Source organism: Micromonospora musae (genome assembly GCF_003626545.1).
GTDB lineage: Bacteria > Actinomycetota > Actinomycetes > Mycobacteriales > Micromonosporaceae > Micromonospora > Micromonospora musae.
Window position 1 is genome coordinate 351357 of record NZ_RAZS01000001.1, and the last position, 16598, is coordinate 367954.

General features: G+C 73.4%; 15 protein-coding genes and 1 tRNA gene. 8 read left to right on the forward strand and 8 right to left on the reverse strand.

Features of this window, described 5'->3' with window-relative positions; genetic code table 11:
• Positions 1-29: 29 nt before the first annotated feature.
• Complete coding sequence (rsmI, locus tag D7147_RS01620; RefSeq protein ID WP_120673449.1) at positions 30-878, reverse strand: 16S rRNA (cytidine(1402)-2'-O)-methyltransferase; 849 nt, start codon at positions 876-878, stop codon at positions 30-32.
• 87 nt (positions 879-965) lie between these two features.
• Here rsmI and D7147_RS01625 point away from each other — a divergent pair, with 87 nt between their 5' ends.
• The 3 genes from D7147_RS01625 to D7147_RS01635 all read left to right on the forward strand — a co-directional run bounded on the left by D7147_RS01625 (position 966) and on the right by D7147_RS01635 (position 5205).
• Positions 966-2648: a dolichyl-phosphate-mannose--protein mannosyltransferase gene (locus D7147_RS01625; RefSeq protein ID WP_120673450.1), complete on the forward strand. Its 1683-nt coding sequence runs from the start codon at positions 966-968 to the stop codon at positions 2646-2648.
• Between the two features lie 455 nt (positions 2649-3103).
• Complete coding sequence (locus D7147_RS01630) at positions 3104-4408, forward strand: VWA domain-containing protein (protein WP_148481505.1); 1305 nt, start codon at positions 3104-3106, stop codon at positions 4406-4408.
• Between the two features lie 2 nt (positions 4409-4410).
• Positions 4411-5205, forward strand: a complete 795-nt coding sequence (locus D7147_RS01635) for a peptidase (RefSeq protein WP_120673938.1) — start codon at positions 4411-4413, stop codon at positions 5203-5205.
• Positions 5206-5279: 74 nt separating this feature from the next.
• Here D7147_RS01635 and D7147_RS01640 read toward each other — a convergent pair whose 3' ends face one another.
• A complete protein-coding gene (locus D7147_RS01640; protein ID WP_233562864.1) occupies positions 5280-5516 on the reverse strand; it encodes a hypothetical protein in 237 nt (78 codons plus the stop codon).
• A gap of 262 nt (positions 5517-5778) precedes the next feature.
• On the opposite strand from D7147_RS01640, the gene D7147_RS01645 reads away from it, so the two are divergent.
• Positions 5779-6432, forward strand: a complete 654-nt coding sequence (locus D7147_RS01645) for a 4'-phosphopantetheinyl transferase family protein (RefSeq protein ID WP_120673452.1) — start codon at positions 5779-5781, stop codon at positions 6430-6432.
• Between the two features lie 96 nt (positions 6433-6528).
• The gene (locus D7147_RS01650; protein ID WP_233562865.1) at positions 6529-7890 is read left to right on the forward strand and encodes a DUF4352 domain-containing protein; all 1362 of its coding nucleotides are present in this window, start codon (positions 6529-6531) and stop codon (positions 7888-7890) included.
• A gap of 41 nt (positions 7891-7931) precedes the next feature.
• Here D7147_RS01650 and D7147_RS01655 read toward each other — a convergent pair whose 3' ends face one another.
• Positions 7932-8396 (reverse strand): VOC family protein, encoded by a 465-nt coding sequence (locus tag D7147_RS01655; RefSeq protein ID WP_233562866.1) that lies wholly within the window; start codon positions 8394-8396, stop codon positions 7932-7934.
• Complete coding sequence (locus D7147_RS01660) at positions 8393-8935, reverse strand: NUDIX domain-containing protein (RefSeq protein WP_120673941.1); 543 nt, start codon at positions 8933-8935, stop codon at positions 8393-8395. The genes D7147_RS01655 and D7147_RS01660 overlap by 4 nt, the downstream gene beginning before the upstream one ends.
• Positions 8936-9193: 258 nt before the next feature.
• On the opposite strand from D7147_RS01660, the gene D7147_RS01665 reads away from it, so the two are divergent.
• The 3 genes from D7147_RS01665 to D7147_RS01675 all read left to right on the forward strand — a co-directional run bounded on the left by D7147_RS01665 (position 9194) and on the right by D7147_RS01675 (position 13454).
• Entirely contained in the window at positions 9194-11626 is a 2433-nt protein-coding gene (locus D7147_RS01665) for a serine/threonine protein kinase (RefSeq protein ID WP_158609256.1), read from the forward strand.
• 49 nt (positions 11627-11675) lie between these two features.
• On the forward strand, positions 11676-13082 hold the full coding sequence (locus tag D7147_RS01670) for an FAD-dependent oxidoreductase (RefSeq protein WP_120673453.1): 1407 nt from the start codon (positions 11676-11678) through the stop codon (positions 13080-13082).
• 180 nt (positions 13083-13262) lie between these two features.
• Positions 13263-13454, forward strand: coding sequence for a general stress protein CsbD (locus D7147_RS01675; RefSeq protein ID WP_120673454.1), 192 nt, complete (start codon positions 13263-13265; stop codon positions 13452-13454).
• A gap of 51 nt (positions 13455-13505) precedes the next feature.
• Here the strand turns inward: D7147_RS01675 and D7147_RS01680 are convergent, their stop codons facing one another.
• From D7147_RS01680 to D7147_RS01695, 4 genes are all read right to left on the reverse strand, one after another.
• A complete protein-coding gene (locus D7147_RS01680; protein WP_120673455.1) occupies positions 13506-14114 on the reverse strand; it encodes a DUF4304 domain-containing protein in 609 nt (202 codons plus the stop codon).
• Between the two features lie 118 nt (positions 14115-14232).
• Positions 14233-14306, reverse strand: a tRNA-Ala gene (locus D7147_RS01685).
• A 366-nt stretch (positions 14307-14672) separates the two neighbouring features.
• A complete protein-coding gene (gene sepX / locus D7147_RS01690; RefSeq protein ID WP_199734050.1) occupies positions 14673-15461 on the reverse strand; it encodes a divisome protein SepX/GlpR in 789 nt (262 codons plus the stop codon).
• 175 nt (positions 15462-15636) lie between these two features.
• Positions 15637-16287, reverse strand: coding sequence for a GNAT family N-acetyltransferase (locus D7147_RS01695; RefSeq protein WP_120673457.1), 651 nt, complete (start codon positions 16285-16287; stop codon positions 15637-15639).
• Between the last annotated feature and the right edge of the window lie 311 nt (positions 16288-16598).

A 16598-nucleotide genomic window follows, 5' to 3' on the forward strand; every position in this document is an offset into this window, starting at 1 on the left:
CCCGGCCGGGGCCGGCGCGCCCTGCCCGCTCAGCGGTGCACGACGCCGTAGACGTCCCGGCGGCGCAGCCCGTACGCGGTGGCCACGTCGCTGATCGCGTCGCGCCGGGAGAGCCCGGCCGCCTCCCGGTCGGCGACGGCGGCGCGCAGCGTGTCGTCGTCGGGGCGCTCGGCGGCCGTCTCGGGCGCCCCGGCCACCACCAGCGTGATCTCGCCGCGCGGCTCCCCCTCGGCCGCCCAGCGGGCCAGCTCGCCGAGGGGGCGGCGCAGCACCTCCTCGTACGTCTTGGTCAGCTCGCGGCAGAGCGCGGCGGGCCGGTCCGCGCCGAACGCCTCGGCCAGGTCGGCCAGCGAGCTGGTCACCCGGTGCGGGGCCTCGAAGAAGACCAGCGTGCGCTCCTCGGCGGCGAGCGCCCGCAGGCGGGAGCGGCGCGCGCCGGGCGTGCGGGGCAGGAATCCCTCGAAGCAGAACCGGTCGCAGGGCAGCCCGGAGAGGGCGAGGGCGGTGGTGACCGCGCTCGGCCCCGGCGCGGCGGTGACCGGCGCACCGACGTCCAGCGCCGCGCGGACCAGGCGGTAGCCGGGGTCGGAGACGCTCGGCATGCCGCCGTCGGTGACCAGGGCGACGAGGTAGCCGGCCTGGATCACCTCGACCAGTTCGGGGGTGCGCCGCTCCTCGTTGCCCTCGAAGTAGGAGACGATTCGGCCCGGGATGGTGATGTCGAGGTCGCGGGCCAGCCGGGTGAGGCGGCGGGTGTCCTCCGCGGCCACCACGTCGGCGGTGGAGAGCACCTCACGGAACCGGGCGGAGGCGTCCGCCGGGTTGCCGAGCGGCGCGCCCAGCAGTACAAGGCGTCCAACATCCGACATTTCACCCACGGGGTCTGCCGCTCCTCGATCGACGGTGGTGGCGGGGATCGGGGACGACTGACGCCACCGGCCACCACCGCAGCCTACGATCGCCGGGTGACGAGTGCGTCGACAGCACAGAGCGCGAGCGCTACCCGGGTCGATTCGGAGCGTACGGCCGACGCCGGGCCGCACGCCGGTGGCGTGGTTCCAGGCATCGTCCGGGCCCGGCTGGCCACGGTCGAGGCCCGGTTCGACAGGTGGTCCTGGCTGGCCACCGGCGTGGTCGTGTTGATCGCCGGCATCCTGCGCTTCGTCGGCCTCTCCGGCCCGAAGGGCAAGATCTTCGACGAGACCTACTACGCCAAGGACGCGTTCGGGCTGATCTCGCGCGGCGTCGAGTGGAACTACAAGGACGGCAACGCGTCGTACGTGGTGCACCCGCCGCTGGGCAAGTGGCTCATCGGGCTCGGCGAGTGGGCGTTCGGCTACCAGGACGCGGAGAGCCGGATCTCGGTGCCGGGGCACCTCGTCACCACCGCGCCCGAGTTCGGTTGGCGCTTCTCGGCGGCGGTCGTCGGCACCCTCTCGGTGCTGCTGCTGGTGCGGATCGGACGCCGGCTGTTCCGGTCCACGGCGCTCGGCTGCGCGGCCGGCCTGCTGCTCGCCCTGGACGGCTTCCACCTGGTGCTCTCCCGCACGGCGCTGCTCGACATCTTCCTGCTCTTCTTCGTGCTGGCCGCGTTCGGTGCGCTGGTGCTGGACCGGGACGCCCGGCGGCGGCAGTGGTCGCGTGCGCTGGACGCCGGACTGGACCCGACCCGGCCCGGACGGGCCGGCCGCCCGGCGAACGGGTGGCGCGGCTGGCCGTGGTGGCGGCTCGCCGCGGCGGTGCTCTTCGCCGGCGCCTGCGGGGTGAAGTGGAGCGCGCTCTACTTCCTGCCGGCCTTCGTGCTGCTGGTGCTCGTCTGGGAGGCCGGCGTCCGGCGGTCGGCGGGCGTACGCCGACCCTGGCGCAGCGCGCTCGTCGACGAGGCGCCCTGGCTGGCGCTGGCCGGCCTGCTCTTCGTCGTCACCTACCTGGCGACCTGGTCCGGTTGGCTCTTCACCGACGACGGCTACTACCGCGTCGCCGCGAACTATCCGGGCGCCCCACTCAGCGACACCCCGGTGATCGGGCCGCTGATCAACCTCTTCGAGTACCACAAGGCCGCGTACGGCTTCCACACCCATCTGGACGACGGGCACAAGTACCAGTCCTGGCCGTGGCAGTGGCTCTTGCTGGGCCGCCCGGTGGCGTTCTACTGGTCGGGCAACGGCCCGTGCGGGGCGGAGAACTGCGCCGCGGAGATCCTGCTGCTCGGCACCCCGCTGCTCTGGTGGTCGTTCCTTCCGGCCCTGGTGGCGACCGCCTGGCTGGGCCTGGCCCGCCGGGACTGGCGGGCGGGCGCCGTCCTGCTGATGGTCGCCGCCGGCCTGCTGCCCTGGTTCTGGTTCGCCCTGGACGGCCGGACGATGTTCTCGTTCTACACCGCTCCGGCGCTGCCGTTCATGGTGCTGGCGGTGGTGTACGTGCTCGGCGCGATCGTCTCACCGGGGACGGCGCGGGCCGGGGCGGCACGCGCGGTCGGCCCGGGCGACGCGGGACACGACCGCCGGTTGATCGGTGCCGTCGTCGCGGGCGGCTACCTGCTGCTGGTGGCGCTCTGCTTCGCGTACTTCTACCCGATCTTCGTCGGCGAGGTGATGCGGTACGCGGACTGGTCGGCCCGCATGTGGCTGGGCGGTCGCTGGATCTGACGCTCTCGGCGCCGGGTCGGCCGCGCTCGCGTCGGCCGGCCCGGCTCGCCGCGCGTCCGGCCGCACGACGGCGACCGTGTGGGGTGCGGGGCCCTGGAGACAGAGAAGCGCGCCCCGATCGCCTGCCACGGGGGAAGCGGGCGATTGGGGCGCGCACGAGAAGCTTAACCACCGCGCACCACCGGCACAACGGGTCGACTTCGGTCAGATTTCTGACGGATACCCCTCAGGTCACCGGGACAGAACCGGCAGCTGACCGACGGTCACCGGCGCGAGGCCTCATCGCCGCCGACGCATGCGGCGCCGATGGCGGGCCGCTTCGGGACCGCGGCGGCGCGGAGCGGTCGACGCGGCCGGATCCCGCCGAACCTCGCGGGTGGAGGGGTCGTCGGCGTACGAATCGGGTCGACGCACCCCGATGATCATCCTAAGTGGACGTCACTACACTTCGCCCGGTGATCAACTTAAGACGTTCCACCACCGTCCTCGCCGGACTGGTGGTGATCCCCGCGCTGCTCGGGCCGGTGCCGGCCATGGCCGACGAGCCGGGCCCCGCCGAGCCGCCCCGGGTGGAGCTGGTCCTCGACGTCAGCGGCTCGATGGGGGCCCGGGACATCGAGGGCCGGAGCCGGATCTCGGTGGCACAGCAGGCGTTCAACGACGTCGTCGACGCGCTGCCGGAGACGACCCAGCTCGGCATCCGGGTGCTCGGCGCGACGTACAAGGGTGAGGACAAGAAGGTCGGCTGCCGGGACACCCAGCAGATCGTCCCGGTGGGCCCGGTCGACCGGTCCCAGGCGAAGGACGCGGTCTCCGGGCTGCGGCCGACCGGGTTCACCCCGGTCGGGCTCGCGCTGCGCGAAGCCGCCAAGGATCTGGGCAGCGGCGCCACCACCCGCCGGATCGTGCTGATCACCGACGGCGAGGACACGTGCGCGCCGCCGGACCCGTGCGACGTCGCCCGGGAGCTCGCCGCGCAGGGCACCCGCCTGGTCGTCGACACGCTCGGCCTCGCCCCCGACGAGAAGGTACGCCGGCAGCTGCTCTGCATCGCCGGCGCGACCGGAGGCACGTACACCGCGGCGCAGAGCACCGACCAGCTGACCAACCGGATCAAGCAGCTGGTCGACCGGGCCCAGCAGACGTACACCCGGACGCCGACGGTGGTCGGCGGCGGCTCCGTCTGCGAGGGCGCCCCGCTGCTCGCCCCCGGCGTCTACACCGACCGGGAGAAGTTCTCCGAGCACCGCTGGTACCGGGTGCCGGTGCGGCCGGGCCAGGAGCTGCGCGCCTCGGTGAGCGTGGCGCTGGACCGGCCGCTCAACCCGGACTACGGCGTACTGCTGCGGGCCGTCGCGACCGACGGCCGGGAGCTGGTCCGTGGCGTGGACGCGGGCAGCGGCCGGGCGGACGTCGTCTCGGCCGGCCTGCGCTGGTCGGACGACCGGGAAGACGCCGACGAGCAGGACGACGCCGATGGCGGGGCCAGCGCCGAGCCGACCGACCCGGCGCTCCTCCCCCCGACCACGGTCTGCCTGGTGATCGCCAACTCGTTCGCGCCCCGCGCCGGAACCGAGGCGAGCCCGGGCCTGCCGGTGGAGCTGACCGTCGACGTGGTGGCCGCGTCGCCCACGCCGCGAGGCCCGGATCTCGGTCGCGGTTGGGCGCTGCTGGCCCTGCTGACCGTGGCCGGCCTGATCACCGGTCTACTCGCCGGCCTGCTGACCCGCTGGTGGGTGGCCACGTGGAGGGAGAAGTGAGCGTGCGTACGACTCTGACCCGGTCGCTGGCGGCGCTGGTCGCCGCCGCCGGTCCGGTGCTGCTGCCCGCCACGGCGCTCGCCGCCCCGACCGACGGGCCGTCGCCGTCCCCCGGCGCCACGACGGTGACCCGTGCCGGCACCTCCTTCCTGACCGCGACCACGATCACCGCCGGTCAGCCGGTACGGGTGGACGCCTCGACGGGCGACTACCTGTACTGGTCGTTCACCGCCGAGGCGGGGCAGGTGCACGACATCGCCGCCTCCGTGTCGTTCCCCGCCGACCGCAGCGGCGCCTCCACCTGGACCGTCGAGGTCTTCGACGGGTTGCGTCGCCGGCAGGCGTGCACGGCGGGTGCGCAGACGCCGACCGTCGACAAGACGGCGAGTGAGGTCTCGCTCGGCTGCACGCTGCGCGAGGTGCGGCCGTGGGCCGAGCCCTGGTCGGCCGACCCGCTGCCCGGCACGTACTTCATCCGGCTCTCGGTCCTCGACGTGCCGGAGCCGGACCTGGGCGCACCGATCGAGGTCGGGCTGCTGGTCGGCGCCGACGGCGACGGCGCTCCCGCCGACGACGGCGAGCTGGCGGTGCCGCTGGTGCCGAACACCCAGGCCGGCGCGCTGCTGACCGACGAGCAGGCCGCCGCACCCCTGGACGACGCGGACGAGGAGAGCTGGTTCGACGGGCTGCTGCCCGCGCTGGGCTCGCGGTGGATCTGGACGAGCATCGGCGGCGTCCTGGCCGCGGTGGCCGGCGTGGTCGGCTTCGCGCTCACCCGCCGACCCCGGCGCGCCTGACCGCCCGCCGGCGCTGACGAGCCGGTCCCGTCCCGAGCCACGCAGGTCGGGACGGGACCGGCACGCGGGAAGACTCAGGCGTTCCGCGGCCCTCGGGGCAGCCACCCGATGAAGCGGTCCTGCAGGGACGTCACGGACACGTTGCGCAGGTCCTCGCTGGCGGCGGCGAGGCAGGAGCCCAGGTAGACGCTGAGCGTGGCGCGATCGCCGTACTCCTGAAGCAGCCGGCTGCGCTTCATCGCGCACGGCCAGTCCTCCCCGCAGGAACCACAGCTCCAGCCGGGCGGCTCCGGTGCGTGGTCATCGCTCACCGGGCCGGACGCTCCCGCACCACCGGTCATCGCACTCCCTCTCGGTTCCTGCCAGGGGCCGGACGCGTACGCCGACCCGAATCGATCACAACGGCGGTCGATGCCCCCCGTGCCGTGCTTGGGCTACAGCGCCTCGGAACCATCCGGTGTTACATAGTTGCGGTACTTTCGCCATTCATGGCAGTCAGAAAGTTGACGGACGGCCGTCCGTACCCGCGGCGCGGCCGGCGATCAGGGCACCCGCAGCCCGCGGCGACCGGCGATGCGTGACCTGCTGCCGCCGCAGGTCGCGGTGGCCGTGGCCGGGCCCGACGACTGGACCGGTCGACTCCTCGCCGAGGAGCTGGCCTGCCTCAGCGAACGGGCGGTGGAGAGCCGGCGGCGGGACTTCACCGCCGGGCGGGTCTGCGCGCGGCGGGCGATGGCCACGCTCGGGCTGCCGCCGGCCCCCGTGCCGGCCGCCGACCGGATCCCGGTCTGGCCGTCCGGCGTGGTCGGCACCATCACCCACACCCGGGGCTACTGCGCGGCGGCCGCGGCCCGCAGCGCCGAGGTCCGCTCCGTGGGGATGGACGCGGAGCAGCACAAGGAGCTCAATCCGGGGGTACGCCGGCTGATCTGCCTGCCCGAGGAGGACGAGCACCTGGCACGGCTGCCGGCCGGAACCTCCTGGCCGGCCGTGCTCTTCAGCGCCAAGGAGACCATCTACAAGGTCTGGCATCCGGTGGTCGGCACCTGGCTGGACTTCACCGACGCCCTGGTCGAGATCGACCCGGAGTCCGGCACGTTCTGCGCCCGGATCGCACCCGCCCGGGTCGACGCCGCGCCGGTCGCGACCGCGCCGAGGGCGGTGCACGGCCGATTCGCCGTGGCCGACGGTCTGGTCCGCACCGCGGCGGTGTTGCCCCTGCCCTGACGAGCGGCGGCAGGCCCCGGCGGGGCACAATCCGTCGCCCGGGCGCGGTAGCGTCGGCGCGTTCCTCCCCTCCCCCGCCACGATCCAAGGAGTACGGTGAGCCACCCCGAGCCGCCCGCCGGGCCGCACGATCCCGACCAGCCGCACCCGGAGCCGCCGACGCAGGCGTTCCCGACGGCCCCGATGTCACCGGTGCCGCACGGCGGACCGACGCCCGGCGACGCGACGGCTCCGCTGCCGCCGGCTCCGGCCGCTCCGACCGTGGCGATGCCGCCCGCCCCGATCGCTCCGGCCGATCCGACCCTTGCGATGCCGCCGGCCCCGTTCACCCAGGGCGGCGCCACCACCCCGATGCCGACCGCGCCGTTCACGCCGGGCGGCGCGACCACTCCGATGCCGCAGGCCCCGTTCACCCAGGGCGGCGCGACCACCCCGATGCCGGCGGCGTCGGCCGGGGCGACGGGTCCGATGCCGCACAACCCGTGGGCGCCGAGCGCCGGGGCCCCGCAACCGCCGGGCGAGCCGACCGTGCCCCAGCAGCCGGTCCCGGGCGCCGCGCAGCCGCCCGCCCCCGGCATGCCCCAGCCACAGGTGTCCGGCAGTCCCTGGGCCGCCCCGGGCGCACCCGAGCCGCCGGTGTCCGGCGCACCTCAGCCGCCCGTGTCCGGCGCGCCTCAGCAGCCGGTCTCCGGTAACCCCTGGGCCGCGCCCGGATCGGCCCAGCAGCCGACGCCGCCCGGGCCGTACCCGCCGGCGGGACAGCCCTACCCGACCGCGCCCAGCGGCTACCCGCCCGCCGGCTACCCGCCGCCCGGGTTCCCGCCGCCCGGGCAGCAGCCGCCGCAGAAGAAGTCGAACAAGACGGTGCTGATCATCGTCATCGTGGCGGCGGTGCTGGCCGTGCTCTGCTGCGGTGGCGGCGCCGCCGCGCTGATCTACGGCGCGAACAAGGCGGACGAGGTGGTCGACACCCTGCCCACCGCACCGGCGACCGAGGACGCCGACGAGCCGCCGGTCCTCACCCCGACCCTGCCGAGCAGCCCCGACGCGACGACCGACGGCGAGACCACGAACATGCCGGCCGGCGACACCCTGGTGATCACCGATGACGACGGCACCGTCGAGATCACCGTGTCGAAGTTCAGCACCAGGACGAAGGGGTGCAACGAGTTCGCGCCGGAGCCGGACAAGGGCATGTACCTGATCGCGGACGTCACGGTCGAGGTCACCAAGGGCACCGTCTCGGTGAACCCGCTCTACTTCCAGTGGGTGGCGGCCGACGGCACGGAGACGAACGCCATCGCCGGGCTCTTCGCCGGCTGCGGTGAGAACCTGGAGCCCGGCGAGGTCTCGGCGGGCCGCAAGCGGACCGGCACGGTGGTCTTCAACGTCGCGAACAAGAACGGGATGCTGGAGTACCTGCACCGCTTCCAGACGGCCGGTTCCTGGCGTCCGTAGCGATGACCGGGAGGCCGGCCGCCCGGCCGGCCTCCCACCGGTCACACCGCGCAGAACTCGTTCCCCTCCGGATCGGCCAGCACCACGTGATCGAGCCGACCGTCCACCTCGTCCTCCCGCAGCACCCTCGCGCCCGCCGCGACCAGCCGCTCGACCGCTGCGCGGACCCTCGGCGCCCGGACCTCCCACGGCACGCCGCGCCCCCCGCCGGCCTGAAGGTCGAGGTGTATCCGGTTCTTCGCCACCTTGGGTTCGGGAACCTTGAGGAACGAGATCCGGGGGCCGGCCCCGGTCGGATCCGCCAGGTAGGCGACGTCGCCCCACTCGTCGGCGGGTACGTCGTGGTGGCGGAAGAACGCCGGCCAGTCGGCGAAGCCCGCCGGGGGTTCCGCGTCGACGTAGCCCAGTGCGGTCTTCCAGAAGGCGGCCAGTGTCGGCGGGTCCGCGCTGTCGAACGTCATGGTCCACCGGGCGGCGTCGGCGGGTACCGGGCTCGTGCCGGTCATGACTGGTCCGCCGGCCTCGTCGCGCGCCAGGCGAGCAGCCGCCGGTAGGCGTCGAAGCCGTCCGGCACCCAGTCCCACTCGGTGAGCCGCCGCTCCAACTCCGCCTCGGTCAGGAACGCGTGCCAGGCCACCTCCTCGGGCTGCGGCGCGACCGTCGACGGGCAACGCACCTCGTAGACGTACGACCACCAACTGTGCTGCGGCGTCTCGTAGAGGAACTTGAAGAGCGGCACGGGCGCGGGCAGGCCGGCGACCCCCAGCTCCTCCTCGGCCTCCCGCAGCGCCGCCTCGTCGTACGACTCCCCCGCACCGACCACCCCGCCGACGAACATGTCGTAGAGCGACGGGAAGACGAGCTTGCGCGCGGTACGCCGGTGCACGAAGACGTGACCGTCGTCGTCGCGGGCCAACACGAACGCGCAGCGGTGCCGGAGCCGGTTCGCGTACACCTCGTCGCGCCGCGCCTGCCCCACCACCCGGTCGTGTTCGTCGACGACATCCAGCACCTCGTCGGCCGAGAGGGGTGACTGATCTTCCATGAACACAGCCTGCCACGTCGTTACCGACGAGTCAGCGCGGCAATCCAGAATGCGATTCCCGTTCACTTACACTCCCGGCTCACCCTTCTACGTGTTAGTAACATTGCTTCCGGCGACAATGGACGCACGAAAAGTAGAGTTCATTCTTGAATGGGCGACAGGAAAGGGATCGGCGAGTGGTGAGACCTGCGCAACTGTCGCTATTCCGTCCCCGCCGGCAATGGGGTCCGTAAACATCGTCAAGTACCGTCTCCTCTCGTGCCCGAAGCCCCCCGACGATTGATCGCTGATCGCTACCGACTCGTCCGTCCGCTCGGCCAAGGCGGGATGGGTCGTGTTTGGCAGGCCCTCGACGAAATGCTCCAACGGGATGTGGCCCTCAAGGAACTCGTGGCGCCACCCGGGCTGAGTGACGACGAACTGCACGAGATGCGCGAACGGTCCATGCGCGAGGCGCGCGCCGTCGCCCGCCTCGGCCATGTCAACGTGGTACGCGTCTTCGACGTACTGCTCGCCGACGGCGACCCGTGGATCGTGATGGAGCTGGTCCCGTCGCGCACGCTGCAGCAGGTGCTCGATGCCGAGGGGCCGATGCCGCCGGCCCGCGCCGCCCGGATCGGGCTGGCGCTGCTGAGCGCGCTGCGCGCCGCACACGAGGCCGGGATCCTGCACCGCGACGTCAAGCCCGCCAACGTGCTGCTCGCCGATGACGGACGGGTCGTACTGACGGACTTCGGGCTGGCGACCCTGCCCGGGGACCCGCGCGTCACTCGAACCGGCATGGTTCTCGGCTCGCCCGCGTACCTCGCCCCCGAACGGGTCACCGACGGTGTCGTCGGTCCGGCCGCCGACCTCTGGTCGCTCGGGGCGACCCTCTACTCCGCGGTCGAGGGGCGGACGCCGTACAGCCGCTCCACGCCGATAGCGACGCTGGCCGCGCTCGCCACCGAGGCGCCACCACCCCCACGGCAGGCCGGCACGCTCACCGAGCTGCTGGACGGGCTGTTGCGCCGGGATCCGCAGCAGCGGATCAGCGCCGAGGAGGCGGATCGGATGCTGGTCCGGGCCGTCGCCTCGGACGACCCCACCGCCGACGCCGGCCGGGTCGCTCCGGCGGAGCCGGACGGGCCGATCACCCGGGTCAACTCCGACGTCCGGCCCCGCCCGCGGATCGTGCCCGAGTTCATCGCCGCCGCCCCCGACTCCCCGGCGGAGGTAGCCGCGCCGCCCTCGGCCGCACCACCGTCAGCCACACCGCCGTCGGCCGCATCGCCCTCGGGTGCGTCGCCGTCAGCCATGCCGCTCTCGGCCATGTCACCCTCAGCCGCGTCGCCGTCCGCCACACCGCCCTCGGCCGCACCGTCGTCGGCTACGTCACCGTCAGCCGCGTCGCCGTCCGCCACACCGCCCTCAGGTGCGTCGCCGGCTGCCATGGCGGCCGGCACGGTCGGAGCCGACGGGCCCCGCGCGGCCACGGCGAGCGTCGCCGGTGGCGCCGACGCTCCCGTCGCCGCACCCACCGGCTCAGCAAAAAGACGGCGGCGCGGTCTGCTGGTCGGGTCGCTCGGCGTGGTGCTGCTGCTCGTACTGCTGCTGGGCGTGCCGCTGGTGAACGGTGCGCTCTCCGGCAGACCGGGCGACGACGGGGCCACGGCGGCGAACGCCAGCCCCTCCGCACTCGCCGACACGCCGGTTTCCCGGGAGCTCTCCCCGCCCCCCGTGGGCTGGCACTACCACCGCGACGACCCCCGCTTCCTCATCCCGGTGCCGGACGGCTGGCAGCTGCGACGCGACGGCGAGCGGCTCGAGTTCCGCGAGCCGGACGGCGCCCGCCTGCTCGTCGTCGGTGAACTCGACTCGGTCCCCAGCAGCGTGGTCGCCGAGCTGCGAGCACGGGAGCGGGCGGAACGCGAGCGGTACGACGACTACCGGAAGATCCGCCTCGCCCCGGTGAAGTACCAGGCGCAGGCCGCCGAGTGGGAGTGGACGTACACCGCCGGAGACGGCACGCGGCTGCACGCCGTGAGCCGCGCCTTCGTCGGCCACAACCGGCACGCGTACACCATCGGCTGGACCACCGCGGACGCCGAATGGTCGGCCAGCCGGAGCACCTTCTCGCTGGTCACCGATGGATTCCAGGGCCTTCCGCCGGTCACCGGCGAACCGTCGAGGTCCACGCCGGCCGGTCCCGGGCACGGGCAGGCCTCGCCCAGCACGGGCGGCAGCCCGACCACCGGCTCGACGGAGCCGGTGCGACCGCCCGCCTCGGCGGGCGCCCCGCCGCCCTCGGTTCCGGCCGCTCCGCCCGCCGGTGACCAGATCGTCAGCTTCGCCAGTAACCGCTGCATCGACATTCCGGGCGGCAACGCCACCGCCGGCGCCCGGCTGCGGATCTGGGATTGTCGCCGTACGGCCGGACAGTTGTGGACCTTCCCCGGCGACGGCACGGTCCGCTCTATGGGCAAGTGCCTGGACGTTGCCGGACACTCGACGGAGAACGGCGCCGCGATCCAGTTGGCCGACTGCACCGGCGCGAGTTCGCAACGGTTCAACCTGAACAACGCCCACGACCTGGTGTACGTACGAGCGGACAAGTGCGTCGACGTAATCGACGCCAACCCGAACAACGGCGCCCGGTTGCAGCTCTGGGACTGCAACGGCGGAGCGCACCAGAAGTGGCGGCGCGGCTGACCCACCCGGCTGCGGTGCCGACCTCTCCGACCAGCCAAGGAGTGATCGCATGCGCCCCTCACCGTCCCGGACGTTCGCGGCGATAGCGACGGCCGACCAGCCGACCGACACCAGCGTCGTCATGCGACGTGCGGTCGTGCTCGGCGGCAGCATCGCTGGGCTGATGGCCGCCCGGGTGCTCAGCGACCACGCCGAGGAGGTGCTGATCGTCGAGCGGGATCCCTCCGAGGCGGACCACGGGCCCCGGCCCGGCGTACCGCAGGGCAGCCAGGTGCACGCGCTGCTGCCCGCCGGTCAGGTGCAGTTGGAGCGCTGGTTCCCCGGCATCGCCGAGGAGGCGCTCGCGCTCGGCGCGCCCTTGCCACCGGCCCCGGACGCCACCGCGAAGACCTTCGTGAACGGGGTGCTGGGCGTGCCGCCACCGGCGACGGCCACCGGGCCGATGCTGATCACCACCCGACCGTTCCTGGAGGCGCTGGTCCGGCGGCACACGCTCGCCGTGAAGAACGTCCGGATGGCGTACGGCCGGGCGGACGGCCTGGTCTACGCCGACGGGCGGGTCACCGGCGCGCGATACGTGCCGCAGGACGGCGCCGAGGCGGTCGTCGAACCGGCGGATCTGGTGGTCGACGCGATGGGACGGTCCAGCAGGCTGAGCGACTGGCTGGCCGGCGACGGGTGGCCGCGCCCCCCGATGCAGCGAATGCCGATCAAGTTGAACTACGCGACCGCGCTCTTCAAGCGGGACGAGAAGGTCAGCGACACCTGGGTGGTGGTCTACCAGACCATGGCCGGCAAGGGCCGCACCGCCCGCATCGGCGGGATCAACTCGGTCGAGAACGACCGCTGGATGATGCTGGTCGCCGGCTACGACGACGACCGTCCCAGCCGCGACGTCGCCGACTTCACCGCCCGCTGCCGCAAGCACTATCCGGAGATGTTCGGCGACATCGCCGAGCGTGGGGAGATGCTGGGCGAGGTGATCACGTACCACCAGGCCGACAGCCGGCGTCGGGACTTCCACAAGCTCGACCGGTTGCCCGCGGGCCTGGTCGCCGTCGGTGACGCGGTCGCCTCGTTCAACCCGGTGTACGGCCAGGGCATGACCTCCGCGATGCTGCACGCCTCCTGCCTGTCGGCGTACCTTCGCTCCGGCCCGAGACCCCACGAGGAGCCGGCGCACGCCTACTTCGACCAGGTCCGGGTGATCGTCGACGCCGCCTGGCAGATCTCGACCTCGGCCGACATCGAACTGCCACACGTCGACGGGCCGTACCCGCGCGGGTACAAGCTCGCCAAGTGGTTCGGCAACCTGGTCTTCCGGGGTTCGCAGATCGATCCGGTGCTGAGCGCCCGACTGAGCCGGGTCACCACCATGCTCGAGCACCCGGCCGCCCTGAGCCGGCCCGGCACGCTGCTCCGCGCACTCCGGATCGGCCTGCGGCACCGTCGCTGACCGGCCGACGATCGCCGCCTCCGGCACGTCGACGGACTGCGCACACCACACGGCCCTGTCGCTGACCTTCCGCACCGGCTGTCGGGATCCGGCCGACACTGGCGGGTTTCCACCACTGGCGGGCGGGGACGCGAGACAGGAAGTGGAACCTGGCTCTCGCCATGACCACAGGGAGGCGACATGAGCTTCGAGAGGGCGACCGGGAACGTCGAGAAGCTGGCCGGCCCGGCCCGCGCGCGGCTGGGCGACATGGCCCAGGAGGAGCGGGCACGGGCGGAACAGGTGGCGCAGCGGGACGAAATCCGGGGCAGACAGCCTGGCGAACATGTCCAAGAGGACGCGCGAGACGCGAAGGACGATTTCACCCGCTGATCCCTCGGACGGCGGCGGCCCGGTCCGGAGGCCGGGGCGCCGCCGTCCGGGTTAGCCGACGCCTGAGGTTTGCGGGTCGTTCCGCCTGGACAACATCCATACCGCGTACGGGTGGCCAAGCCGACGGAAATGGCCAATGCCTTTGAGCGGACCCGAGGGTCGGGCGTCGAAGAGCGGAATCAGATCGCCCTCTCGTCCCTCGGCGAGGGCTTCGTCGAGTCGCAGGTAGTACGCGAGGAAGGCATCGAACGTCGGCACCGCCTGATCCGACAATTCCTGACCGACCACAGCCCCGCACGCCTCGGCCTCCTCGACCGACCGGATCGCCCACCGGTCGTAATCGTCGGAGTGACGGGCGTCTGCGGTGAGCCGCGCCCACCATTGAGCCACCGACGCCGTGGGCCGGTCGCGGCGGTTCCCGCCCAACCGCTCCTGTTTCCAGTCGAGCCAGGAGGCGGTGGCGACACCGAGGTTGACGTAGAAGAGCGAGGTGCTGTCCCAGCTGCTCGTGGAACCCTGGAACTCGATGACCGCCGCGTGGCCGGCATCGGAGATCCGGCGGAAGGTGCCGTGCGACCGCCTGAAGCCGTGCCCTCGCAGCACCGGCCCGACCTGCTTGGCGATCATGTCAAGGTACGCCTGCCGCACTGGACGCTTCATTCAAGGAAGCGTATTGGGGGGTACGGCAAGACAGACGAACCGTGACCGGCTGCTGACCCCTGCCGCCCCGGAGTCGAAAAGGCCGTCCCCGACTAGCGGAAACGGCCTTTGAACTGGGTGGAGCTGAGGGGATTTGAACCCCTGACCCCCTCGATGCGAACGAGGTGCGCTACCGGTCTGCGCCACAGCCCCTCCGCCGGCTGACCGGCGTCGGTCCCACCCGGCTTACACCGGGCGGGCCGGCGCCAAGGCTAACAGGTTCACCACCCCGGGGGCGAATCCACCCCACCCCGTCACGCCCACTCGGACGATCATCCGGCCGCCGTCACCGGCAAAAGCACCATACCCGCATCAACCGTACGCGGCGTGGTCGGCGCCCCAGCATGATCGACTCGACTTCCATGATGTCGGGGCGTCCCGACGCCTCGGACACCCCGACATCAATGACCCCGAGTTGATCATGCGGCCGGGCGCGGCCGGGCGCGGGCGGGGACCGGGCACGGGCGGCCGGGCGCGGGCGGGAACCGGACGCGCGCAGCCACGCGGCGTGGCCGGTGGTCAGGCGGTGTGCGAGCCCCGGCCGGCCTCGTAGGCGCGGCCACGGAGGCCACCGGCGCGCCGGTAGGAGACCGAACCACCACTCGCGGCGGGCGGCAGGTCGGCCGGCCGGTCCAGGCCCATGGCCGCTCGGCGTACCACCTCGCGCTGCGCCGCGAGCCGCCGTTGCGCCTCGCGGCGGGCGGCCGCGCGGCGGGCCTGCTCGCGCCGCACCTCCGCCTGGCGGGCGGCGAGCCACGCCGCCTCCCGGGCCCGGGCCCGACGCCGACGCTGGTCGGCGATGGCCCGCTGCCGCAGGTGCGCGACGTACGCCACGAGCAGGGTGCCGGTGACCGAGAAGCTGATCCAGAACCCGGGGCCGACCACCAGGACGCCGATCAGCTCGACGCCGTTGAGCAGCAGCAGCGCGGCGAGGACCCGACGCCGTCGGTAGACGGCCGGGGTGTGGCGGCGCGGCGGACGGCGGCGGGCCTTCTTCGGGGCGGGGGGTACGGCGCTCAGCCGGCCCGAGCGGCGCCCCGCCGCGGGTGGCGCGGAGACCGGCCGCTGCAGACCACCGGTAGTCACATCTTCACTGAGAGTCACGATGAGGTGACGGGGTGCGCGTAACGGCTGCCGTCCCGGCACAGTGCGACGGCGGCGTCGGCGCTGGAGCACCCGCGCCGTCGACTGCGCCCGCTCCGCCACCAGCCGCTCGGTGGCGTCGTACCGGCGGACCAGCGCCGGAGCGAGTGCGAGCAGGCCGGCGGCGGCGAGGACGGCGAGGAGCACCGAGGTCGGCACCCTCACCCCTCCCGTCACCGAATTCGGAGCAACCGCTACTGAACCGTAGGATCTTCCATCGATCAGCGCCGAGAGCGTCGATCGTACGGCGAGCAGCGTTTGCCACAGCTTGCGATTACTTGAGGTTACGGGCGACGGAGCGTGATGCCGACGCGCCGCGCCGATCCCGTGGGTGGGACGGTCACCTGGTCGCGGCGCGCACCCGGTGCCAGCGGGCCAGCAACCCGCCCTCGGCGGCGATCTCCTCGCTGGTCATCGCGTATCCGATGTGGTCGCGCCAGGCACCGTCGATGTGCATGTAGCGCACGTGGTACGACTCCTCGCGGAAGCCGAGCTTCTCCACCACCCGGCGGGACGGCCGGTTCTCGGGCCGGATGTTGACCTCGATCCGGTGCAGCCCACCCGGGCCGAACGCGTGGTCGACGGCGAGCGCCACCGCGGTGGGGATCACTCCTCGACCGGCGACCCGGTGGTCGACCCAGTAGCCCGCGTACCCGGAGCAGAGCGCCCGCCGGACGATGCTGCCCACGTTCAGGTGCCCGACCAGCCGCTCCCGCCCGTCCTCCCGCAGGCAGACGGCGAACGGCATGCCGTCCCCGGAGCGCGCCGAGCGCTGCTGGTCCCGGTAGACCCAGCGGAAGGCGGACGGCGAGTTCAGTTCGTCCCACCCGCCGGGCAGCGACGACTCCCAGGGCGCCAGCCAACTCTGGTTGGCCCGCCGCACCTCGGACCAGGCGGCGGCGTCCGATCGCCGGTACGGGCGCAGCACGACGGGGCCGTCCACAAGGACCACCGGCCAGCCGGGCGCGCGACCGGCTCCGAAGAGGCTCACGGGGCGGACCCTACGCCCGTCGACACACCGGCCGCGAGGCCACTCCGGACGGGACGGCCGCACCGGCCAGAGCCCGCCGCACCGGCCGCGAGGCCACTCCGGACGGGACGGCCACACCGGCCAGAGCCCGCCGCACCGGCCGCGAGGGCACTCCGGACGGGACGGCCGCACCGGCCAGAGCCCGCCGTACCGGCCGCGAGGCCACTCCGGACGGGACGGCCGCACCGGCCGGAGGTCGTCGCGGGCACCGCGGAGGGAGTCGGCGCGTAGCCCGCCGGGCGCGGCCCACGCACGCGGGTGGGGCCGGCGGG